General features: G+C 60.8%; 19 protein-coding genes and 1 pseudogene. 14 read left to right on the plus strand and 6 right to left on the minus strand.

Going from position 1 to position 21,436, the window contains the following annotated elements; all coding sequences use genetic code 11:
* Window positions 1–45: 45 nt before the first annotated feature.
* Window positions 46–1,023, minus strand: a complete 978-nt coding sequence (locus tag P2T68_RS33675) for a dipeptidase (RefSeq protein WP_024077810.1) — start codon at window positions 1,021–1,023, stop codon at window positions 46–48.
* A 219-nt stretch (window positions 1,024–1,242) separates the two neighbouring features.
* Between P2T68_RS33675 and P2T68_RS33680 the strand changes: the two genes are divergently transcribed.
* Window positions 1,243–1,644 (plus strand): lysozyme inhibitor LprI family protein, encoded by a 402-nt coding sequence (locus P2T68_RS33680; RefSeq protein WP_069077113.1) that lies wholly within the window; start codon window positions 1,243–1,245, stop codon window positions 1,642–1,644.
* 39 nt (window positions 1,645–1,683) lie between these two features.
* Window positions 1,684–2,100: a DUF3010 family protein gene (locus P2T68_RS33685; protein ID WP_277378840.1), complete on the plus strand. Its 417-nt coding sequence runs from the start codon at window positions 1,684–1,686 to the stop codon at window positions 2,098–2,100.
* A 124-nt stretch (window positions 2,101–2,224) separates the two neighbouring features.
* On the opposite strand, the gene P2T68_RS33690 is transcribed toward P2T68_RS33685, so the two are convergent.
* Window positions 2,225–3,403 (minus strand): AAA family ATPase, encoded by a 1,179-nt coding sequence (locus P2T68_RS33690; protein ID WP_277378841.1) that lies wholly within the window; start codon window positions 3,401–3,403, stop codon window positions 2,225–2,227.
* 68 nt (window positions 3,404–3,471) lie between these two features.
* Complete coding sequence (locus P2T68_RS33695) at window positions 3,472–4,416, minus strand: GlxA family transcriptional regulator (RefSeq protein ID WP_277378842.1); 945 nt, start codon at window positions 4,414–4,416, stop codon at window positions 3,472–3,474.
* A gap of 193 nt (window positions 4,417–4,609) precedes the next feature.
* Between P2T68_RS33695 and P2T68_RS33700 the strand changes: the two genes are divergently transcribed.
* The 7 genes and pseudogenes from P2T68_RS33700 to P2T68_RS33730 form a co-directional block, all read left to right on the plus strand.
* The gene (locus tag P2T68_RS33700) at window positions 4,610–5,554 is read left to right on the plus strand and encodes a choline ABC transporter substrate-binding protein (RefSeq protein ID WP_024077815.1); all 945 of its coding nucleotides are present in this window, start codon (window positions 4,610–4,612) and stop codon (window positions 5,552–5,554) included.
* 89 nt (window positions 5,555–5,643) lie between these two features.
* Complete coding sequence (locus P2T68_RS33705) at window positions 5,644–6,531, plus strand: 3-keto-5-aminohexanoate cleavage protein (protein ID WP_024077816.1); 888 nt, start codon at window positions 5,644–5,646, stop codon at window positions 6,529–6,531.
* A 128-nt stretch (window positions 6,532–6,659) separates the two neighbouring features.
* Complete coding sequence (locus P2T68_RS33710; RefSeq protein WP_069077111.1) at window positions 6,660–7,625, plus strand: L-carnitine dehydrogenase; 966 nt, start codon at window positions 6,660–6,662, stop codon at window positions 7,623–7,625.
* Between the two features lie 64 nt (window positions 7,626–7,689).
* On the plus strand, window positions 7,690–8,166 hold the full coding sequence (locus tag P2T68_RS33715) for a thioesterase family protein (protein WP_277378843.1): 477 nt from the start codon (window positions 7,690–7,692) through the stop codon (window positions 8,164–8,166).
* Window positions 8,167–8,175: 9 nt separating this feature from the next.
* Window positions 8,176–9,336 (plus strand): gamma-butyrobetaine dioxygenase, encoded by a 1,161-nt coding sequence (locus P2T68_RS33720; RefSeq protein ID WP_277378844.1) that lies wholly within the window; start codon window positions 8,176–8,178, stop codon window positions 9,334–9,336.
* A 282-nt stretch (window positions 9,337–9,618) separates the two neighbouring features.
* Window positions 9,619–9,882, plus strand: a complete 264-nt coding sequence (locus P2T68_RS33725) for a hypothetical protein (RefSeq protein WP_024077820.1) — start codon at window positions 9,619–9,621, stop codon at window positions 9,880–9,882.
* Window positions 9,879–9,998 (plus strand): annotated as a pseudogene (locus tag P2T68_RS33730) (outer membrane lipoprotein carrier protein LolA); the annotation flags it as partial. The gene P2T68_RS33725 and the pseudogene P2T68_RS33730, both read left to right, overlap by 4 nt.
* On the opposite strand, the gene P2T68_RS33735 reads toward P2T68_RS33730, so the two are convergent.
* Together P2T68_RS33735 and P2T68_RS33740 are read right to left on the minus strand one after the other, a co-directional pair.
* The gene (locus P2T68_RS33735) at window positions 9,997–11,100 is read right to left on the minus strand and encodes a GlxA family transcriptional regulator (protein WP_024077821.1); all 1,104 of its coding nucleotides are present in this window, start codon (window positions 11,098–11,100) and stop codon (window positions 9,997–9,999) included. The pseudogene P2T68_RS33730 and the gene P2T68_RS33735 overlap by 2 nt on opposite strands.
* A gap of 523 nt (window positions 11,101–11,623) precedes the next feature.
* Window positions 11,624–13,000, minus strand: a complete 1,377-nt coding sequence (locus tag P2T68_RS33740) for an L-serine ammonia-lyase (RefSeq protein ID WP_024077822.1) — start codon at window positions 12,998–13,000, stop codon at window positions 11,624–11,626.
* Between the two features lie 572 nt (window positions 13,001–13,572).
* Between P2T68_RS33740 and P2T68_RS33745 the strand changes: the two genes are divergently transcribed.
* The 3 genes from P2T68_RS33745 (at window position 13,573) to choV (ending at window position 16,607) form a co-directional block, all read left to right on the plus strand.
* Window positions 13,573–14,520 carry a choline ABC transporter substrate-binding protein gene (locus P2T68_RS33745; RefSeq protein ID WP_024077823.1) on the plus strand — a complete coding sequence of 316 codons (948 nt, stop codon included), beginning with the start codon at window positions 13,573–13,575 and terminating at the stop codon, window positions 14,518–14,520.
* Window positions 14,521–14,586: 66 nt separating this feature from the next.
* Window positions 14,587–15,432, plus strand: coding sequence for a choline ABC transporter permease subunit (choW, locus tag P2T68_RS33750; RefSeq protein WP_041161040.1), 846 nt, complete (start codon window positions 14,587–14,589; stop codon window positions 15,430–15,432).
* Complete coding sequence (gene choV, locus P2T68_RS33755) at window positions 15,429–16,607, plus strand: choline ABC transporter ATP-binding protein (protein WP_024077825.1); 1,179 nt, start codon at window positions 15,429–15,431, stop codon at window positions 16,605–16,607. The genes choW and choV overlap by 4 nt, the downstream gene beginning before the upstream one ends.
* Window positions 16,608–16,893: 286 nt before the next feature.
* On the opposite strand, the gene P2T68_RS33760 is transcribed toward choV, so the two are convergent.
* Window positions 16,894–18,828 carry a BCCT family transporter gene (locus tag P2T68_RS33760; protein ID WP_277379786.1) on the minus strand — a complete coding sequence of 645 codons (1,935 nt, stop codon included), beginning with the start codon at window positions 18,826–18,828 and terminating at the stop codon, window positions 16,894–16,896.
* Between the two features lie 378 nt (window positions 18,829–19,206).
* Here P2T68_RS33760 and betI point away from each other — a divergent pair, with 378 nt between their 5' ends.
* Together betI and betB are read left to right on the plus strand one after the other, a co-directional pair.
* Window positions 19,207–19,800: a transcriptional regulator BetI gene (gene betI / locus P2T68_RS33765; protein WP_024077827.1), complete on the plus strand. Its 594-nt coding sequence runs from the start codon at window positions 19,207–19,209 to the stop codon at window positions 19,798–19,800.
* Window positions 19,801–19,910: 110 nt separating this feature from the next.
* Window positions 19,911–21,383 (plus strand): betaine-aldehyde dehydrogenase, encoded by a 1,473-nt coding sequence (gene betB / locus P2T68_RS33770; protein WP_024077828.1) that lies wholly within the window; start codon window positions 19,911–19,913, stop codon window positions 21,381–21,383.
* The last annotated feature ends 53 nt before the right edge of the window (window positions 21,384–21,436 follow it).

Consider the following 21,436-nt stretch of genomic DNA (forward strand, 5'->3'; position numbering starts at 1 on the left):
TTAACTCCAGAAAAATTCGTAGTGGTATGCCCGGGGGTGTTTGGCTTATTCGCCCCAAACGTCCTTCAAGACGTTGACCCAGTTCTCGCCCATGATCTTGCGCACCACACGCTCAGAGTGGCCGCGCTTGAGCAGGGTCTCGGTGAGGTTGGGGAACTCGCCCACGGTGCGGATGCCCAGCGGGTTGATGATCTTGCCGAAGCTGGTCAGGCGGCGGGCGTAGCCCTTGTCATGGGTCAGCATTTCGAAGAAATCCTGGCCATGGCCCTGGGTGAAGTCGGTGCCGATGCCGATGGCGTCTTCGCCGACGATGTTCATGGTGTATTCAATCGCTTCGGCGTAGTCGTCGATGGTGGAATCGATGCCCTTGGCCAGGAACGGCGCAAACATGGTCACACCGACAAAACCGCCGTGGTCGGCAATGAACTTCAGCTCTTCATCGGACTTGTTGCGCGGGTGCTCCTTAAGGCCCGATGGCAGGCAGTGGGAGTAGCACACCGGTTTCTTCGATTCGAGGATGACTTCTTCGCTGGTCTTGGAGCCGACGTGGGACAGGTCGCACATGATGCCGACGCGGTTCATCTCGGCGACGATCTCGCGACCGAAGCCCGACAGGCCGCCGTCGCGCTCGTAGCAACCGGTGCCCACCAGGTTCTGGGTGTTGTAGCACATCTGCACCACACCGACGCCGAGCTGCTTGAAGATCTCGACGTAGCCGAGCTGGTCTTCAAACGCGTGGGCGTTCTGGAAGCCGAAGATGATGCCGGTCTTGCCCTGTTCCTTGGCCTTGCGGATGTCGGCGGTGGTCTTCACCGGGATCACCAGGTCGCTGTTCTCGCGGATCAAGGTCTGGCTGGCGACGATGTTGTTGATCGTGGCCTGGAACCCTTCCCACACCGACACGGTGCAGTTGGCGGCAGTCAGGCCACCTTTGCGCATGTCCTCGAACAGCTCGCGGTTCCACTTGGCAATGATCAGCCCGTCGATAACGATGCTGTCGGCGTGCAATTGCGCTGGGCTCATCAGGCGTCCCCTTATTGGCGATTCATGCGCCGAATCGTCTGCCGGCGCTTTGGGGCCAGCATATGCCCAGGGGCAACCTGAGCCGGGTGCAAAAACGACAGGGGAATTGCCGAAAGCGTCAATCCGCGACAAAGGCTGTTAAGAGGTGTCTGACTGGCGGCTGTTCTTTGTCTTACGCTTGAGCCAGAATTCGGTCATCCACTGATATGAGACGGCGCAATGAAATCGATTTTCCTGGCTTTGGCACTCATCGCAACCGGCGTCCACGCCGCCGAAGACACCGACAGCACGCCGTGCGACGGCATCGAAAACGACAAGCAAACCCTGGAATGCGCCACCTACAACAAAACCACCGCGGAACAATTGCTCAAGGATAACTACCAGGTCCTGCTGGAGCGCATGGGTTCGACCTATGGCCGCAACAAGTCACAGCTCGCCGACATTACCGCTCGTCTGAAGGACGCCCAGCAGAAGTGGGAAAAGCTGCGTGACGCCGATTGCGCGGTGGATACCTTCCCGGCGGTGACAGGCACCAAGGAATATGCAATTGCGCAGAATGATTGCCTGGCGCGGATGAGTGATGAGCGGTCGGAGTTTCTGGAGTCGATTGGGCAGGAATAAGCGACAATCCCTGCCTCTCTCTTTGAACCAAGGCTACTCATGACTCTCTGCGGCATCGAAATCAAAGGCAGCGAAGCGATCTTCGCCGTTGCCTCCCTGGACGACCAGACACTGACCCACGTCGCCCTGGCCACCAAGAAAATCGCCCTTGAAGACGACGATGAAGCCGCCAACGTCAAAGCCTTCGCTGCCCAGGTGAAGGCGTTCGTGCAGGAAAACACCCTCCAGCGCATCGCCATCAAGAAGCGCAGCAAGAAAGGCGAATTCGCCGGCGGCCCGACCACGTTCAAGATTGAAGGGGTGTTTCAACTGCTGGAGGGGGTTGAGGTGACGCTGCTGTCACCACAGACCATCAACGCGCAGAACAAGAAGCACAACTTTGACCTGCCGGCGACACTGAACAAGTATCAGCATGAGGCCTTCAAGACGGCGTGTTCGGCACTGCTGAAGAAATAAACCACACCAAACACCCCATGTGGGAGGGGGCTTGCCCCCGATGACGGACGGTCAGTTGATACAGCTTTGGCTGACCCACCGCTATCGGGGGCAAGCCCCCTCCCACATGGGATGTGTGTTGTCTTTAGTGGGGGGCATGGCGCTTGTGCCGCAGCCAGTCGCCGAATGTCTTGTCTTCCAGGGCATACCCGCCCCGGCTCGATTTCCACACCAGTTCCTTGTCGCGCAGGGCATCAATGCAGGCCTGGATGGTCTGGGTACCCGGTACCACGTCGCTGCCCATATCTTCCAGCGCCTTGCTGACAGCCGTGAGGGTGCTGTCGGTAAATGGCGCGAAGGGTTCGTTGTTTTGGGAGCGCTCCACCATCACCTCCAGCACGGCGCGCTGCGGGATGGTCAGGGCGTTCCAGGCGCTTTCGAACTCGGTCCATACGCCCGCGCGCAACAGCTCGGCGCGGCTGTGCAGGAGTTGGCCGAGGTTACTGGCCTCGCCTAACTCCAACGCGACCTCACCGATGATCGTGCGCAACATCTCGGGGCGCCGGCCTACCAGCTCAAACGCCTCATCAATGTCGGCAGGGTTGAACTGATTGGTTTGCGCCAAATGAGCGTTGAGGTGCACGGTGTACGCCTGGGTGAACTCTTTGCCGAGCAAGGGGAACGGCGTGATGCTGGAGCCGAAGAACGGCTGGCTTTTGCCGAGCACCAAGTGAGCCAGCTTGTCGCGGTTGGAGCCGGTAAACACCAGGCGCAAGCCGCTGCCCTCCTCATCACGGCCTTGGTTGAGCTGATCCCGGGCAGCCTTCAACGCGAACATCGCATTGATACCCGACTCGGTGGTTAATGCGTGCTGCGCTTCGTCAATCACCAGCACAACGGGTTTTTCAGCAGCGCTGTGGAGCAATTCCAACGCTTGGGCCAGCGTCGCCCCGACAGGCAGTTGTGGCTTGGTAAAGTCCCAGGAGAGCGTACGCAGAAAGCTCAGTTTCTCGATGCCGATGTTCTTGGCCAGTTTGCGAATGCCCTTTTCATAGGGAACCAGAGCAGCCGCAATAGCACTGGCAATCAACTCTGCAGGATCTTTCTCTTTGTCAGCCCAGAGATCCACATACACCGTCAGCCAGCCCCGGAGCTGACATTCCGGAATCAAGTCTTCGCGCAGAAAGGTGCTTTTGCCGGTGCGACGGGGCGCCGCGAGAAACAGGCCAGAGGTGAAATCCTGAATACCGGCCCCCACCAGGCCATCGGCAATACTGCGTGCCAGGGTGGGGCGGCGAAACACAAAGCCGCTGTGCTTGGGCATGGTTTTATACTCAATTATGTAAAGGACTATAAATTATAGTAGCGAGTATAATTGACTATAATTGCCCGTCAAACCACCTCCCGTCGCCGATCCTCCCTCGGACACTTGGCAAACCTGGCCCGATAACTCCTGGTGAAATACGACGGCGACTCAAACCCGCAGGCAATGCTCACCTCCAGCACGCTCATGTCGCTCTGGCGCAGCAACTGCCGGGCTTTTTCCAGGCGCAGGCCCAGGTAGAAGTTGCTCGGCGTGTCGTTCAAATGCAGGCGAAACAAGCGTTCCAACTGGCGCCGGGTGACCTTGATCGTGTCAGCCAGGGCCAAGGTACTCAGGGGCGGCTCGGTGTGCTGCTCCATCTCGCCGATCACGTGCACCAGCTTCTTGTTGTTGATGCCGTAGCGCGTGGCGATCTGCATGCGCTGGTGGTCTTTGCGTGGGCGAATGCGCCCGAGCACGAATTGTTCGGAGACCTGGATGGCCAGGTCCGGGCCGTGGGCCTGGGCGATCAGGTCGAGCATCAGGTCGATGGACGCGGTGCCGCCGGCGCAGGTGATGCGGCGGCGGTCGATCTCGAACAGTTCCTGGGTCACGCTCAGGTGCGGATACGATTCCTTGAAGGCATCAATGGCTTCCCAGTGCAGGGTCAGGCGATGGCCGTCGAGCAGGCCCGCCTCGGCGAGAACACAGGCGCCGGTGTCGATGGCGCCAAGGGTGACGCCGTCGTGGTCGAGGCGGCGCAGCCAGTGCTCCAGGGCGGACGTGGCGAACTGGAGCGGTTCGAAGCCGGCGACCACCATCAAGGTGGCACCCTTCTTCAACGGTTCCAGCGCGGCGTCGGCGTTGACCGACATGCCATTGCTCGCCAGCACCGCGCCGCCATCGGCGCTCAATACGTGCCAGCGGTACAACTCGCCACGAAAGCGGTTGGCCACGCGCAGCGGTTCAAGCGCCGAGATAAAACCGATGGCCGAAAAGCCCGGCATCAGCAAAAAGTAGAAATCCTGGGACATGGTGGCGCTCTCGTCGGACGGGCAGCGTGGCACTGTGATACTCCCGTTCTCGGGTGGATTCAAGGGGGCAGGTCGCTGCAGTGCAAGAGTGAGTCGCCGCCGTGCGTTTTGCCGCCCTCCAAGCTGCGTAACGTGATCCCACGGCGCACAAAGACGCCGGCCCCCACAATAACGACCTGCCGAGGGATCCACCATGAATCGACTGATCAGCCGTTGCGTACTCGCACTCAGTGCCAGCGCCCTCTTGAGCACCAATGTCCTGGCCGCCGACGCGGCGTCCTGCCAGAACGTGCGCATGGGCGTGGTGAACTGGACCGATGTCATCGCCACCAGCGCCATGACCCAGGTATTGCTCGACGGCCTCGGCTATAAGACCAAGCAAACCAGCGCCTCCCAGCAAATCATCTTCGCCGGCATCCGCGACCAGCGCCTGGACCTGTTTCTCGGCTACTGGAACCCGCTGATGACCCAGACCATCACACCGTTCGTCAACGCCAAGCAGGTCAAGGTCCTCGACAAACCGAGCCTGGAAGATGCCCGGGCCACCCTCGCCGTGCCGACTTACCTCGCGGACAAGGGCCTGAAAACCTTCGCCGATATCGCCAAGTTCGAGAAAGAACTGGGTGGCAAGATCTACGGCATCGAACCTGGCTCGGGCGCCAATACCCAGATCAAGGCGATGATCGCCAAGAACCAGTTCGGCCTGGGCAAGTTCCAGTTGGTGGAGTCCAGCGAAGCCGGCATGCTCGCCGCCGTGGACCGCGCCGTGCGCCGCAAGGAAGCCGTGGTGTTTTTCGGCTGGGCGCCGCACCCGATGAACGTCAACGTGGCAATGACCTACCTGACCGGCAGCGAGGACGCCCTGGGCCCGAACGAAGGCATGGCCACCGTCTGGACCGTCACCTCGCCGACCTACGCCGAGCAGTGCCCCAACGTGCACAAGCTGCTGAGCAACCTGACCTTCACCGCCGCCGACGAGAGCCGGATGATGCAGCCGCTGCTGGATCACAAGGACGCTCTGGAGTCCGCCAAACAGTGGCTCAAGGATCACCCGCAGGACCAGCAGCGCTGGCTTGAAGGCGTGACCACCTTCGACGGCAAACCGGCCGCCGCCAACCTGCAATTGACCAGCAAATAACCTTTTTTGGACTCCCCGCGTCGCGGTCATCCCTGGCCGCGAACGGCGTCCTACGCCTTGAAATCACACGCCTGTAAGGAACCCACCTCATGAACCACGACGTCATCATCACCTGCGCACTCACCGGTGCTGGCGACACGACCGCCAAAAGCCCTCACGTGCCGGTCACCCCCAAGCAAATTGCCGCCGCCGCCGTGGAAGCCGCCAAAGCCGGCGCCACCGTGGTGCACTGCCACGTCCGCGACCCCGAAACCGGTAAGTTCAGCCGCGACGTCGCCCTGTACCGCGAAGTGATGGAGCGCATTCGTGAGGCTGACATCGACATCATCGTCAACCTCACCGCTGGCATGGGTGGCGACCTGGAGATCGGCGGCGGCGAGAACCCGATGGAATTCGGCCCCAATACCGACCTGGTCGGCCCGCTGACCCGCCTGGCTCATGTGGAAGAACTGCTGCCGGAAATCTGCACCCTCGATTGCGGCACCCTGAACTTCGGCGATGGCGACACCATTTATGTGTCCACTCCGGCCCAACTGCGCGCTGGCGCCAAACGCATCCAGGAGCTGGGGGTAAAAGCCGAGCTGGAAATCTTCGACACCGGCCACCTGTGGTTCGCCAAGCAGATGATCAAGGAGGGCCTGCTCGACAACCCGCTGTTCCAGCTGTGCCTGGGCATCCCGTGGGGCGCGCCGGCCGACACCACCACCATGAAAGCCATGGTCGACAACCTGCCCGCCGACGCGGTGTGGGCAGGGTTCGGGATCGGCCGCATGCAGATGCCGATGGCGGCCCAGGCCGTGCTGCTGGGTGGCAACGTGCGTGTGGGCCTGGAAGACAACCTGTGGCTGGACAAGGGCGTACTCGCCACCAACGGCCAACTGGTGGAGCGCGCCAGTGAAATCCTCAGCCGCCTGGGCGCGCGGGTCATGACCCCGGCCGAAGGCCGCATAAAAATGGGCCTCACCAAACGCCGCTAATCAAAAAATGTGGGAGGGGGCTTGCCCCCGATAGAGGTGTGTCAGTTGAAGGATCTATTGGCTGACACACCGTAATCGGGGGCAAGCCCCCTCCCACAAGGGATCACTGAACGCTTTAGGAATTTGCCATGCGCTTTATTACAGAAATCAAAACCTTCGCTGCCCTCGGCAGCGGTGTCATCGGCAGCGGCTGGGTATCCCGCGCCCTGGCGCATGGCCTCGATGTGGTCGCCTGGGACCCCGCGCCGGGTGCCGAAGCGGCGCTGCGCAAACGCGTCGCCAATGCCTGGGGCGCCCTGGAAAAACAGGGCCTCGCACCCGGCGCATCGCAAGACCGCCTGCGCTTTGTGGCCACCATTGAAGAATGCGTGAAAGACGCCGACTTCATCCAGGAAAGCGCCCCGGAACGCCTGGAGCTGAAACTGCAATTGCACAGCAAGATCAGCGCAGCGGCCAAGCCCAATGCACTGATCGGCTCGAGTACCTCCGGGCTGTTGCCGAGCGAGTTCTACGAGGGTTCGACTCACCCGGAACGCTGTGTCGTCGGCCACCCTTTCAACCCGGTCTATCTGTTGCCGCTGGTGGAAGTGGTGGGCGGCAAGCACACCGCGCCGGAAGCGATCCAGGCCGCGATCAAGGTGTATGAAGCCCTCGGTATGCGCCCGCTGCATGTGCGCAAGGAAGTCCCCGGCTTTATCGCCGACCGCTTGCTCGAAGCGCTGTGGCGCGAGGCGCTGCACCTGGTCAATGACGGCGTGGCGACCACCGGCGAAATCGACGACGCCATTCGCTTTGGCGCCGGGTTGCGCTGGTCGTTCATGGGCACCTTCCTCACCTATACCCTGGCAGGCGGTGATGCGGGCATGCGGCACTTCATGGCGCAGTTCGGTCCGGCGTTGCAGTTGCCGTGGACCTACCTGCCAGCACCGGAGCTGACCGACAAGCTGATCGACGACGTGGTCGAGGGCACCAGCGACCAATTGGGCAAACACAGCATTTCGGCGCTGGAACGCTATCGTGACGATTGCCTGTTGGCGGTGCTCGAAGCGGTGAAGGCGACCAAGGAAAAACACGGCATGACCTTCGCCGAATAACCCTGTGGGAGGGGGCAAGCCACCTCCCACATTCCTGACCGCGTACATAGCCGGAATTCATGTGATGCCTGCACTGACCACCTACGCCACCAAAATCCAACCCGCCTGGGTGGACTACAACGGCCACCTGCGCGACGCGTTCTACCTGCTGATCTTCAGCTACGCCACCGACGCGCTGATGGACACCCTGGGCCTTACCAGCGACAACCGCGAAGCCAGCGGCCATTCGCTGTTCACCCTGGAACTGCACCTGAACTACCTGCACGAAGTGAAACTCGGCGCCGCGGTGGAGGTGCATACGCAACTGATCGCCCACGACGCCAAGCGCCTGCACCTTTATCACAGCCTGCATTTAGTGGGCGACGAGAAAGAACTGGCCGGCAACGAACAGATGCTGCTTCACGTTGACCTGGCAGGCCCGCATTCGGCGCCGTTTGCCGAGGCGACGCTGGAAAAACTCGTTGCGATCAGCGCTGAGCACGCCGATCTGCCAAGGCCCGCCCTTCTCGGCCGAGTGATTGGACTGCCACCGAAAAAATAAGGAGCCATCATGCAAACCGCCGCCGCTGTTGCCGATTTCCGTACTTACCCGAAGCACTGCGACCTCGCCGAGGCGCAGGTGTTGGAAGATCAGATTCGCGTACGCTGGGCCGATGGCCGGGTCAGCCCGTTTCATCATCAGTGGCTGCGGGACAACTGCCCGTGCGCACAATGCGTGTACAGCGTGACGCGTGAGCAGGTGCTGGAAATTGTCGACGTGGATGACGACCTCAGCGCCATCGGCGCGCGGATCGAGCACGGTGTTCTCAGCGTGGAATGGCGTGGCGGCCATCGCAGCCAATACGATCCCGGCTGGCTGCGCGCCCATGCCTATGACGATGAATCCCGCGCCGAACGCAGGGCGGCAAAGCCCCAACCCCAGTTGTGGGACAGCACCTTCGATCTCCCGGTGTTTGACTATACCGCCGTGATGGAAGACTCCAAGGCCCTGCTGCAATGGCTACTGGCACTGCGCGACCGGGGCCTTACCCAAGTCCGTGGCGTGCCCACCGAACCGGGTTCCCTGGCACTGATCGCCAAGCGCATTTCGTTTATCCGCGAGAGCAATTTTGGTGTGCTGTTCAACGTGCAATCCAAGGCCGATGCCGACAGCAATGCCTACACCGCTTTCAACCTGCCGTTGCACAGCGATCTGCCGACCCGGGAGCTGCAACCGGGGCTGCAATTCTTGCATTGCCTGGTGAACGATGCGGACGGTGGCGAGAGTCTTTTTGTCGATGGGTTTGCCATCGCCAATGCCCTGCGCGAGGAAGATCCCGAAGCGTTTCGCGCCTTGTGTGAAATACCCGTGGAGTTTCGCAACAAAGACCGTCACAGCGACTATCGCCGCCTTGCGCCGATCATTGCCCTGGACGCGTTGGGCGAGGTGGTGGAGATTCGCATGGCCAACTTTTTGCGCGGGCCGTTCGAAACGTCGGTGGCGCAGATGCCGTTGCTGTATCGGGCTTATCGGCGGTTTATCGCGATGACGCGCGAGGCGCGCTTTCGGCTGGTCAAGCGCCTGAACCCGGGCGAGCTGTGGTGCTTCGATAACCGCCGCACGTTGCATGCGCGTAATGCGTTTGATCCAACATCCGGGGCGCGGCACTTTCAGGGGTGCTACATCGATCGCGACGAGTTGCTCTCGAGGATCCTGGTGTTGCAGCGGTAGATCGCGGCGCGGCAGCGCAAAAAACCCAGGCAAAAAAAAGCCCCGATCCAGCCGTGACGGGATCGGGGCAGAGCGCTTTGTGTGAGCCGTACATCCCGAGGGTGACCAAACCTTCAAGCTGCTTGCTGGTAGCCAGTGTGCCTATTCCTTCGGTGGGTAAATGACCCGAAAACGACACGCTCATAGCCATCTGAGCCATTCGTGCATTCTGCCCTTGCCGACCAGCCGGGGGCCTACCAGAATCCAGATCAATCCCCCGCTCCCTTCACCAGGATAAACGTCATGATGCATGCGGATTTGATTGACCAGGATGACCTGCTGAGCCAACTGCGCTCGCTGGGTTTCGAGGTATCCAGCGGTGCCAGCGCCGAACAGGCGTGCGAATGCGCGGTACGCGGTTTGAGCGAAGCACGGGCCAAGGCGCTCAAGGGTATGGTTGAGCAGATGTACACCGGCAGTGCGACGATTCTGCCGGCGGTGCGCCAGGCGATCGACAAGCAGTTGTTGCCGGCGTTGGTGCAGTTCAAGCAGAACGCTGGCGCCTGACAGCCACCCTCCCTGTAGGAGCGAGCTTGCTCGCGAAGATCGCCAACAATGACGCGGGGCACCAGGTGCCCCGCGGCGCTCTTGCTTTTTTCGCGAGCAAGCTCGCTCCTACAGTTAGAGCCGTACGCTGGCGAATGTCGACTCGTTGCGCGCCTGGCTCAACGCCGACATCGGCCCCGACAACGGTGACAACACCAACGCCTGCGGAATCGGCATCATCGCCACCTGCTGGGTGGTGTTGGAGCCTACGCGCTCATCCCGTGGCGGAATGCCGAAGTATTCGCGGTAGCACTTGGAGAAGTGCGGCGTGGACACGAACCCGCACACCGACGCCACTTCGATGATCGACATCGGCGTTTGCTTGAGCAACTGCCGGGCGCGAATCAGGCGCAGCTTGAGGTAGTAGCGCGACGGCGAGCAGTGCAGGTATTTCTGGAACAGCCGCTCCAACTGGCGCCGCGACACGGCGACGTACACCGCCAGCTCATCCAGGTCGATCGGCTCTTCGAGGTTGGCTTCCATCAGCGCCACGATTTCCTGCAACTTCGGCTGGTTGGTGCCAAGCATGTGCTTGAGCGGCACGCGCTGGTGATCCTGCTCGTTGCGGATGCGCTCGTACACGAACATCTCGGAGATCGCCGCCGACAGTTCACGGCCATGGTCGCGGCTGATCAGGTGCAGCATCATGTCCAGCGGCGCGGTGCCGCCGGAGCTGGTGAAACGGTTGCGATCGAGGGTGAACAGGCGGGTGCTCATCGACACGCGGGGGAAGGCTTCCTGCATCGACGCCAGGCACTCCCAGTGCACGCTGCAATCGAACCCGTCGAGCAAGCCGGCGCAGGCCAAGGCCCAACTGCCGGTGCACACCGCGCCAAGGCGACGGGACTGACGCGCCTGGCTTTGCAGCCACGACACGTGTTCACGAGTGACGGTACGCTGGATGCCCACGCCGCCGCACACAATCACAGTGTCCAGGGCCGGGGCTTTGTGCATGGAGGCATCGGGGGTGATTTGCAGGCCGTCGCTGGCCCACACCTGGTTCCCGTCGACACTCAGGGTCGTCCAGCGATACAACTCGCGACCGGACAACTGGTTGGCCATGCGCAGTGGTTCCACTGCCGAAGCCAGGGAAATCAGCGTGAAATTGTCCAGCAGCAAAAAGCCGATGGATTGAGGCGCACGGTTCTGGGGTTGAGTCCCGGAGTTGAACGACGTCATGGCGGTATCTCCTCACACAAAGCGGGTGATGGCCTCAGGCGAGGCTCTTGTTATTGCGCGCGTCTGCGATGCAGAGCGACGCTTTGAATTGATAGAGCAAATGCCATGCCTAAAATTGAATGGCTATTCAATAACTCCTGAAAACGACCTCATGACGCGTCTATATAAGCCCACGCAGGAAGTGCGGAATACGACCCGAATTGGTCGTAGGAGCGAGCCTACTCAAGGGCTGTGAGCAGTTCGGTAGCACTTGTGGGAAGGCGCTTTCAGGGCGTAGGAAAAGTCTGTCACCGCACGCACAGGTGACGGGTGGTCGGAGGGGAAATCGTTCGCGAGCTACTTATCTGTTTGCGACGCGCTAAAAGGTGGCGATTTAGGTTGGAGTGTTCACTTTTTGAGCAGCATTGCCTGGATTACAGCCATCGGGGGCAAGCCCCCTCCCACATTTGAAGGTATTCACAATTCAACATGTGGGAGGGACGGTGCAACGATTCGACTTGCCCCCGATGCAGGCATCGCGGTCTCAGCACTCCACCGCACTCACCGCCAACCCACCCCGCGATGTTTCCTTGTACTTGTCATGCATATCCGCCCCGGTATCGCGCATGGTGCGGATCACCCGATCCAGGGAGATGAAGTGCTGGCCGTCGCCGCGCAGGGCCATCTGTGCCGCGTTGATCGCCTTCACCGCCGCAATCGCGTTGCGTTCGATGCACGGCACTTGCACCAGGCCGCCCACCGGGTCGCAGGTCAGGCCAAGGTTATGTTCCAGGCCGATTTCGGCGGCGTTGCACAATTGCTCCGGCGTGGCGCCAAGAACTTCTGCCAGCCCGGCGGCGGCCATGGCGCAGGCTGAGCCCACCTCGCCCTGGCAGCCGACTTCAGCACCGGAGATCGATGCATTCTTCTTGCACAGGATCCCCACCGCCGCGGCGCTGAGCAGGTAGTCGACCACGTTGGCTTCGGTGACTTCGTCGCTGAATTTCATGAAGTAATGCAACACAGCCGGAATGATCCCCGCCGCGCCGTTGGTGGGGGCGGTGACCATGCGTCCACCGGCGGCGTTTTCTTCGTTGACCGCCAGGGCGAACAGGTTGACCCACTCCATCGCGCTCAAGGTCGAGCCGATCACATTGGGCTTGTTCAATTCCTGCAAGCTACGGTGCAACTTGGCGGCACGGCGACGCACGTTGAGGCCGCCGGGCAGGATGCCTTCGTGCTTGAGGCCCTGCTCGACGCATTCTTGCATGGCGCGCCAGAGCTTCATCAGGCCGCTGCGGATTTCGTCCTCGGAGCGCCAGACCTTTTCATTGGCCATCATCAGCTCGGCGACGCGCAGGTTGTGGGTCTTGCACAGCTGCAACAGCTCCACCGCGCTGGAAAAATCATAGGGCAAGGCGGTGCTGTCCATATCGGCCACACCGCTGCGGGCCTGGGCCTCATCCACCACAAAACCGCCCCCCACTGAATAGTAAGTGTCGCGGTGCAGCTCGCCGTCATCGCCGAACACCACCAGGGTCATGGCATTGGGATGGAACGGCAGGTTTTCGTCGAGCAGGCGCATGTCCCGGGCCCATACGAACGGCACGGGCAAACGTCCGTCCAGCAGCAAGGTATCGGTCTCGCGCAGGGTGTGAATGCGCAGGCCGATTTGCGCCGGATCGATCGCGTCCGGCCACTCGCCCATCAGGCCCATGATGGTCGCGGTATCACTGCCGTGACCGATGCCGGTAGCCGACAAGGAGCCGTAGAGCTGAACTTCGACGCGCCGGACCTGTTCCAACAGTTCACGTTCACGCAAAGCCTGGACGAACAACGCCGCGGCGCGCATGGGGCCGACGGTGTGAGAACTCGAAGGCCCGATGCCGATCTTGAACAGGTCGAAAACACTGATAGCCATTGCGGTAGAACTCCTCGATAAGCACGGCCAGGCTTGAACGAGCTGCTACGCTCGTAGCTCGCGTGACCCTTTATTGGTCCCAAGTTCGGATGCCAGGTGCCCATAGACAAGGCGCTGCGACAAGTCATAGCTCCGCTATGGCGAGGAGCAGCAACGCAGGATATGGGTAGCTGGCGCCGAAATTGGGACCAAGAAAGGGTTACGCGAGCTACCGGCCCAGATGGCGGCATCATCAAGCTTTTACCTGCCCTCACGGCGTCTCACACCGACGCACTCATGCTCACCAGCGTCGCTCCCGTGCGATCGCCTGTTTTGGCCGTTTTTAGCGGTGCAGATGGGCAAAAACAGCAGTTTTGACTTGGGAAAAACCTGTAAGCGACGTCACCGACACTGGATACGACCCTCCCTGTACTGGATACGACGCCCCCTGTAGGCGTCAGATTTTCACTGGTACATGATCAGTCTCGACTCGTTTGCAAGGCACCGTGCCAGAGCTGTCGTCGCACGCCCCAACCGCAACACCTAATAAAGCGCGGCGAATGCCGCCAGAAAAGACACAGGAGTCTACCCCGATGAAAGGTTCACCCTCGTTGTTGTTGGCCGCCATGCTGAGTCTGCCAGTCATGGCACACGCTGCAGAACCGGAACAGTGTAAGACCGTCAACTTCTCCGATGTCGGCTGGACCGACATCACCGTCACGACTGCGACCACCAGCGAAATTCTCAAGGGCCTGGGCTACAAGCCACGCACCACGATGATTTCGGTACCGGTGACCTACAAGTCACTGGCAGACGGCAAGAACATGGACATCTTCCTCGGCAACTGGATGCCGACCATGGAAAACGACATCAAGCCGTACCGTGATGCCGGCACCGTGGAAACCGTGCGCGCCAACCTGGAGAACGCCAAGTACACCCTGGCCGTCCCCGAGGCGTTGTACAACAAAGGCCTGAAAGACTTCGCCGATATCGCCAAATTCAAGGATGAGCTGGGCGGCAAGATCTACGGTATCGAACCAGGTAACGACGGCAACCGCACCATCCAGACGCTGATCGACAAAGACGCCTTCGGCCTGAAAACCGCGGGCTTCAAAGTGGTCGAATCCAGCGAAGCCGGCATGCTCTCCCAGGTGGAGCGCGCCACCAAGCGCGACCAGGCCATCGTGTTCCTCGGCTGGGAACCGCACCCGATGAACACCCGCTTCAAGATGAAGTACCTGACCGGCGGTGACGACTCGTTCGGCCCCAACTACGGCCAGGCCACCATCTATACCAACACCCGCAAGGGCTACACCCAGGAATGCAGCAACGTCGGCCAACTGCTGAAAAACCTGGTGTTCACGCTGAACATGGAAAGCACCCTGATGGGGAATGTCCTGGACGACAAAATGAAGCCCGACGCCGCGGCCAAGGCCTGGCTGAAGAAGAACCCTCAGGTGCTCGACACCTGGCTGGCCGGCGTGACCACGGTTGATGGCAAACCCGGCCTGGAGGCCGTCAAAGCTTACCTCGACAAGTAACCGCTGACCCCGGGGCGGTGCGCTGCCCCGGGATGTTTTCCCCTTCGCATGTGGACATTCACTACCATGCTGACTGAACAGAAAATCCCACTAGGCCAGTACATCGCTGCCTTCGTCGAATGGTTGACCAAACACGGTGCCAACTATTTCGACGCAATCGCATCGACACTGGAAACGATGATCCACGGCGTGACGTTCGCGCTGACCTGGTTCAATCCGCTGGCATTGATCGGTCTGATTGCGCTGCTGGCTCACTTTATTCAACGTAAATGGGGCCTGACGGTTTTTGTCGTCGCCTCCTTCCTGCTGATCCTGAACCTTGGGTACTGGCAGGAAACCATGGAAACCCTCGCGCAGGTGTTGTTCGCCACCCTGGTCTGCGTGGTCATCGGAGTGCCGCTGGGCATTGTTGCCGCGCACAAGCCGATGTTCTACACCCTGATGCGGCCGGTGCTCGATCTGATGCAGACCGTACCGACCTTCGTCTACCTCATCCCTACCCTGACCCTCTTCGGGCTGGGTGTGGTGCCCGGGCTGATTTCCACGGTGGTGTTCGCGATTGCCGCGCCGATCCGCCTGACCTACCTGGGTATCCGCGATGTACCGCAAGAGTTGATGGACGCCGGCAAGGCCTTTGGCTGCTCGCGCCGTCAGTTGCTCTCGCGCATTGAACTGCCCCACGCCATGCCGAGCATCGCTGCCGGCATTACCCAATGCATCATGCTGTCGTTGTCGATGGTGGTGATCGCCGCCCTGGTGGGTGCCGATGGCCTCGGCAAGCCGGTGGTCAACGCGCTGAACACCGCCGATATCGCCCTGGGCTTTGAAGCCGGCCTGGCGATCGTATTGCTGGCCATCATGCTCGACCGCATCTGCAAACAACCCGACGCCAAAGTAGGGGGTGATGCATGAGCATTATCCGATTCGACAATGTCGATGTGATCTTCTCCAAAGACCCACGCGAAGCGCTCAAGCTGCTGGACCAGGGCATGAGCCGTAACGAGATCCTGAAAAAAACCGGGCAGATTGTCGGCGTAGAAAAAGCCAGCCTGGATGTCGAGAAAGGTGAAATCTGCGTGCTGATGGGCCTGTCCGGTTCCGGCAAATCGAGCCTGCTGCGCTGCATCAACGGCCTCAATACGGTCAGCCGTGGCCAGCTGTTCGTGGAGCATGAAGGGCGCCAGATCGACATCGCCTCCTGCACCCCGGCGGAGCTGAAAATGATGCGCACCAAGCGCATCGCCATGGTGTTCCAGAAGTTCGCCCTGATGCCCTGGCTGACGGTGCGCGAGAACATCAGCTTCGGCCTGGAAATGCAGGGCCGTCCGGAGAAAGACCGGCGCAAGCTGGTGGACGAGAAACTCGAACTGGTGGGCCTGACCCAGTGGCGCAACAAGAAGCCCGACGAACTGTCCGGCGGCATGCAGCAACGCGTCGGCCTGGCCCGCGCGCTGGCGATGGACGCCGATATCCTGCTGATGGATGAACCCTTCTCGGCCCTCGACCCGCTGATCCGCCAGGGCCTGCAGGACGAACTGCTGGAACTGCAAAGCAAGCTGAGCAAGACCATCGTGTTCGTCAGCCACGACCTCGACGAAGCCCTCAAGCTCGGCAGCCGTATCGCGATCATGAAAGACGGCAAGATCATCCAGTACAGCGTGCCGGAAGAGATCGTGCTGAACCCGGCGGATGACTATGTGCGCACCTTCGTCGCCCACACCAACCCGCTGAACGTACTGTGCGGGCGCAGCCTGATGCGCACCCTGGACAACTGCAAGCGCGTCAACGGTTCGGTGTGTCTCGATCCGGGCGGCGACTCGTGGCTGGACCTGGCCGAAGGCAACACCATCAAGGGCGCCCGCCAGAATGGCGCAGTGATGAACCTGCAGAACTGGGCACCCGGGCAAGCGGTGGAAGGCCTGGGGCGGTTGCCGACGCTGGTGGATTCGAATATCGGCATGCGCGATGCGCTGCAGATTCGTTATCAGACGGGGAACAAGCTGGTGTTGCATGACAACAACCAGGTGGTGGGGATCTTGGGCGACAGTGAGCTGTACCATGCTCTGCTGGGCAAAAACCTGGGCTAATCACCCAGGCCCACTGTAGGAGCGAGCTTGCTCGCGAAGAACGATCAGACAACGCATTAAGCCAGGATACCCGCGTTATCGTTGACGTTTTTCGCGAGCAAGCTCGCTCCTACAGTTCGTCCGTGAAGACGGCGGTGCTCATAGGCCCACTGTAGGAGCGAGCTTGCTCGCGAAGAGCGATCAGACAACGCATTGAGCCAGGATACCCGCGTTATCGTTGACGTTTTTCGCGAGCAAGCTCGCTCCTACAGTTCGTCCGTGAAGGCGGCGGTGCTCATTTCAACTATCAGCTATAGACACGGCCAAGGAGCTGCCGATGGCTTTCAAACTGATCGAGCACGTCCCGGGTGATCTGTTCCTGGGCGAAGCCCATCAGGTCGTACTCCTGAGGCCCGTTATGCAGGTACACCTCAGCACGGTAGTAACGGGTGCGCTCTTCCTCGGGCAGGTCGTCCGACGCCGTCGAGTAGCCATCCAGGCTGACTTCGTAGACAAACGGATTCCCCTCTTCCCTCTCGATGCGCACGCCAATGCAGCGCTTGGATTTGCCCAACAGGGTCTGCACTTCCAGCCCCTGCTCGCGCAACACCATCGCGGCTTCTTCCAACGCCGGCGTTACATGCTTGTCCATAAAGCGTTGCACGGTGGCCTGGCTCGGTTGCAGGTCCAACGCGCTCAGGCGCTCGCTGAAACCACGACGACCACGCTCGGCCAACTGCGCCTGCTCCAGCTCCGTCGCCACGTCCTGGCGCATCGCCTTGTGCAAACCGAACATAAAGAAGATCAGCACCACCGAGAACGGCAGCCCCGCCAGCACCACCATGGTTTGCATGGCTTCGAAGTTACCCGCAAACAGCAGGCCGATCGTCACCAGGGTGATCACCGCCGACCAGAAGATCCGCAGCCAGTGCGGCGCATCCTCATCCACGTTGCCACCCTTGCAGGAAAGGTTCGCCATCATCACCGCGCCGGAGTCCGCCGGGGTCAAAAACAGCACAAAGCCTACAAAGATCGACACGCCAATCACGATTTTCGACGCGGGGTAATGCTCCAGCAGTTGGTAGATGGCCATGGACGGTTGTTCCAGCGCCGTCTTGCCCAACTCTACCGCACCGTGGTTGAGCACCAGGTCCAGTGCCGAGTTGCCGAAGATCGACAGCCACGCCAAGGTAAAGCCCAGCGGGATCAACAGCACGCCGGCGACCAGTTCACGCACCGTGCGGCCCCGGGAAATACGCGCGATGAACATGCCCACGAAAGGCGCCCAGGAAATCCACCAGGCCCAGTAGAACAGGGTCCACAGGCCCATCCAGCGCTCGGTCTTGTCGGCGTCGCCTTCGTACACATACAGGTCGAAGGTTTTCAGGATGATGCCGTTGAGGTAGTCACCGGTGTTCTGCACCAGGCCGTTGAGCAAGTGCAGGGTCGGGCCGAACAACAGCACAAAGATCAGCAGGCCGCTGAACAGCACGATGTTGAGGTTGGACAGGCGACGAATGCCGTTCTCCACGCCCGACACGGCAGCAATGGTCGCCACGGTGCTCATCACGATGATGACGATCAACAGGTTCGTGTTGCTGTGCGCCATGCCGAACAGGTTTTCCAGCCCGGACGACACCTGCATCGAGCCGATGCCCAGGTTGGTCACCAGGCCCAGCAGGGTCACGAACATGCCGAAACCGTCCACGGCATGCCCGGCCGCACCCTTGACCCACCGTTCGCCCACCAGCGGGTACAGCGCCGAACGCAGCGCCAGCGGCTGGTTATGGCGATACGCGAAGTACGCCACGGCCAGGCCGACCAACGCATAGATCGCCCAGCCATGCAGGCCCCAGTGCAGGAAGGTCAGCTGCAACGCCTGGCGTGCCGCACCGTTGCTGGCCGCTGCGCCTTCAGGCGGGTTGAAGTAGTGGTCCAACGGTTCCGATGCACCGAAGTACAGCAACGAAATGCCGATGCCCGACGAAAACAACATGCCGGCCCAGGCGCCGTAGCTGAAGTCCGGGGTGTCGTCCTTGCTGCCTAGTTTCAGCTTGCCGTAGGAGGAAAACGCCAGGCCGACCACGAACACCAGGTAGGCGGCGATGACCACCATGTAGTACCAGCCGAAGCTTTTCGACAGCCACGCCTGTGCGATGCCGAGCATGCGCCCGGCCTCTTGCGGGGCGATGATCAGGATGGCGGTCAACAACAGAATCAATGCGGTGGAGGTGTAGAACACCCAACCGTTGACCCGCACCTTTTCTGGCGGGGTCTTTATAAGAGAGGCAGAACTCATGGCGCAGATGCTCCAGGCAGTGCGAGAGAGAAACACAAGGCAGCGGTTATCCCGCGCCATCGATTTTTCGGCAGTCGACGGACGGGTGTTATAAAGACACCCCGAAAATCCATGGCCCCCGCCGTAGCGGTACAGCGGGTGCTTCAAGGGTTTTCCAGGTGTCAGATGTCGTTGGCCTCGGGTAGGAAATACCTGTAGGCAGCGACCATTTGTCGCAGAGCTTATTCTTTGTTGATTGAACGTTCAATCAAAACAAAATAGACTGGCCTTCAAGTCGACGAACGTTGATCGCGCGTCGGCAGGCCTAAGGAGAGGTGCTACATGCCCAAGGTCGGTATGCAACCCATACGCCGCCAACAGTTGATCGAAGCCACGCTGACGGCCATCGATCAGGTCGGGATGGGAGATGCCAGCATTGCGCTGATTGCCCGTCTGGCCGGTGTTTCGAACGGCATCATCAGTCACTACTTTCAGGACAAGAACGGCCTGATCGCCGCGACGATGCGCTACCTGATGAACGTGCTGATCGAGAACGTCCATGAACGCAGGCTGGCGCTGAAGGATGACAGCCCACGGGCACACATTCAGGTGATCATCGGGGGGAACTTCGATGCGAGCCAGGTCAATGGACCGGCAATGAAAACCTGGCTGGCCTTCTGGGCCGCCAGCATGCACCACCCGTCTTTGCACAGGTTGCAGCGGATCAACGATCAACGTCTGTATTCCAACCTGTGCTGCCAGTTCCGCCGAGTGCTGCCGCTGCCGCACGCACGCAAAGCAGCCCGAGGCCTGGCGGCCCTGATCGACGGTTTGTGGTTGCGCGGCGCCCTGTCGGGAGACGCTTTCGACACGGCGCAGGCGCAACGGATCGCTTACGAATACATGGATTTCCAATTGGCCAAGCAGGTGAGTTAGAGCACACATAACCGCTCAACCCCTGAACGTCCGCCACTCAGTGTTGCCACACCCTTATGGCCCACTTTGCGGCGGGTAACGCCAACCACTTATGCACTTGCGAGGACTTTATGGCCCGTTTCGACCTGCAAAAACTCTACATTGACGGCGGCTACAGCGACGCTGGCAGCGATGCCACCTTCGAAGCCATCAACCCGGCTAACGGTGAAGTTCTCGCCCAAGTGCAACGCGCCACGAAAGACGACGTTGAACGTGCCGTGGTCAGCGCTGAAAAAGGCCAGAAAATCTGGGCCGCCATGACCGCCATGGAGCGTTCGCGCATCCTGCGTCGTGCCGTCGACATCCTGCGCGAGCGCAACGACGAACTGGCCGCCCTGGAAACCCTGGACACCGGTAAAGCCTTCTCTGAAACCCAGTACGTCGACATCGTCACCGGCGCCGACGTGCTGGAGTACTACGCAGGCCTGGTGCCGGCCATCGAAGGCGAGCAGATCCCGCTGCGCGATACCTCGTTCGTCTACACCCGTCGCGAGCCGCTGGGCGTGGTCGCCGGTATCGGCGCGTGGAACTACCCGATCCAGATCGCCCTGTGGAAATCCGCGCCAGCCCTGGCCGCCGGTAACGCGATGATCTTCAAGCCCAGCGAAGTCACCTCGCTGACCACCTTGAAACTGGCCGAGATCTACACCGAGGCCGGCGTTCCAGCCGGTGTATTCAACGTCTTGACCGGCAGCGGCCGTGAAGTCGGCACCTGGCTGACCGAACACCCACGCATCGAGAAAGTCTCGTTCACCGGCGGCACCGACACCGGTAAAAAAGTCATGGCCAGCGCTTCGAGCTCTTCGCTCAAGGAAGTGACCATGGAACTGGGCGGCAAGTCCCCGCTGATCATTTTCGACGACGCCGACCTGGATCGCGCCGCCGACATTGCGATGATGGCCAACTTCTACAGCTCCGGCCAGGTCTGCACCAACGGCACGCGCGTGTTTGTGCCAAAGCACCTGCAAGCCGCATTCGAAGCCAAGATTGCCGAGCGTGTTGCGCGCATCCGCGTGGGCGACCCGCAAGATGCCAATACCAACTTCGGCCCGCTGGTCAGCTTCGCCCACATGGAAAGCGTGCTGGGCTACATCGCCAAAGGTAAGGAAGAAGGCGCCCGCGTACTGTGCGGCGGCGATCGCCTGACCGATGGCGCCTTCGCCAAAGGCGCCTACGTGGCCCCGACCGTATTCACTGACTGCACTGACGAGATGACCATCGTCCGTGAAGAAATCTTCGGCCCAGTGATGAGCATCCTCACTTACGAGACCGAAGCAGAAGTGATCCGCCGCGCCAACGACACCGACTTCGGCCTGGCCGCCGGCCTGGTCACCAAGGACCTGAACCGCGCCCACCGCGTGATTCACCAGTTGGAAGCAGGTATCTGCTGGATCAACGCCTGGGGCGAGTCCGACGCGAAGATGCCGGTCGGTGGCTACAAGCAGTCGGGTGTGGGCCGTGAGAACGGGATCAGCTCGCTGAACAACTTCACTCGCATCAAATCGGTACAGGTTGAGCTGGGCGACTACGCCTCGGTGTTCTAAGACCCGAGTTTTGTATTGCCTGTCAGGCCGCCATCGGGGGCAAGCCCCCTCCC

The sequence above is a fragment of the Pseudomonas sp. G11 genome (assembly GCF_029457515.1).
Taxonomy (GTDB): Bacteria; Pseudomonadota; Gammaproteobacteria; order Pseudomonadales; family Pseudomonadaceae; genus Aquipseudomonas; species Aquipseudomonas gorinensis.

What these genes read in the sequence shown, in the direction of transcription:
- P2T68_RS33675 (WP_024077810.1), bottom strand. Translation starts at nt 1,023, where the DNA reads ATGAGCCCAGCGCAATTGCACGCCGACAGCATCGTTATCGACGGGCTG.
- P2T68_RS33680 (WP_069077113.1), top strand. Translation starts at nt 1,243, where the DNA reads ATGAAATCGATTTTCCTGGCTTTGGCACTCATCGCAACCGGCGTCCAC.
- P2T68_RS33685 (WP_277378840.1), top strand. Translation starts at nt 1,684, where the DNA reads ATGACTCTCTGCGGCATCGAAATCAAAGGCAGCGAAGCGATCTTCGCC.
- P2T68_RS33690 (WP_277378841.1), bottom strand. Translation starts at nt 3,403, where the DNA reads ATGCCCAAGCACAGCGGCTTTGTGTTTCGCCGCCCCACCCTGGCACGC.
- P2T68_RS33695 (WP_277378842.1), bottom strand. Translation starts at nt 4,416, where the DNA reads ATGTCCCAGGATTTCTACTTTTTGCTGATGCCGGGCTTTTCGGCCATC.
- P2T68_RS33700 (WP_024077815.1), top strand. Translation starts at nt 4,610, where the DNA reads ATGAATCGACTGATCAGCCGTTGCGTACTCGCACTCAGTGCCAGCGCC.
- P2T68_RS33705 (WP_024077816.1), top strand. Translation starts at nt 5,644, where the DNA reads ATGAACCACGACGTCATCATCACCTGCGCACTCACCGGTGCTGGCGAC.
- P2T68_RS33710 (WP_069077111.1), top strand. Translation starts at nt 6,660, where the DNA reads ATGCGCTTTATTACAGAAATCAAAACCTTCGCTGCCCTCGGCAGCGGT.
- P2T68_RS33715 (WP_277378843.1), top strand. Translation starts at nt 7,690, where the DNA reads ATGCCTGCACTGACCACCTACGCCACCAAAATCCAACCCGCCTGGGTG.
- P2T68_RS33720 (WP_277378844.1), top strand. Translation starts at nt 8,176, where the DNA reads ATGCAAACCGCCGCCGCTGTTGCCGATTTCCGTACTTACCCGAAGCAC.
- P2T68_RS33725 (WP_024077820.1), top strand. Translation starts at nt 9,619, where the DNA reads ATGATGCATGCGGATTTGATTGACCAGGATGACCTGCTGAGCCAACTG.
- P2T68_RS33735 (WP_024077821.1), bottom strand. Translation starts at nt 11,100, where the DNA reads ATGACGTCGTTCAACTCCGGGACTCAACCCCAGAACCGTGCGCCTCAA.
- P2T68_RS33740 (WP_024077822.1), bottom strand. Translation starts at nt 13,000, where the DNA reads ATGGCTATCAGTGTTTTCGACCTGTTCAAGATCGGCATCGGGCCTTCG.
- P2T68_RS33745 (WP_024077823.1), top strand. Translation starts at nt 13,573, where the DNA reads ATGAAAGGTTCACCCTCGTTGTTGTTGGCCGCCATGCTGAGTCTGCCA.
- choW (WP_041161040.1), top strand. Translation starts at nt 14,587, where the DNA reads ATGCTGACTGAACAGAAAATCCCACTAGGCCAGTACATCGCTGCCTTC.
- choV (WP_024077825.1), top strand. Translation starts at nt 15,429, where the DNA reads ATGAGCATTATCCGATTCGACAATGTCGATGTGATCTTCTCCAAAGAC.
- betI (WP_024077827.1), top strand. Translation starts at nt 19,207, where the DNA reads ATGCCCAAGGTCGGTATGCAACCCATACGCCGCCAACAGTTGATCGAA.
- betB (WP_024077828.1), top strand. Translation starts at nt 19,911, where the DNA reads ATGGCCCGTTTCGACCTGCAAAAACTCTACATTGACGGCGGCTACAGC.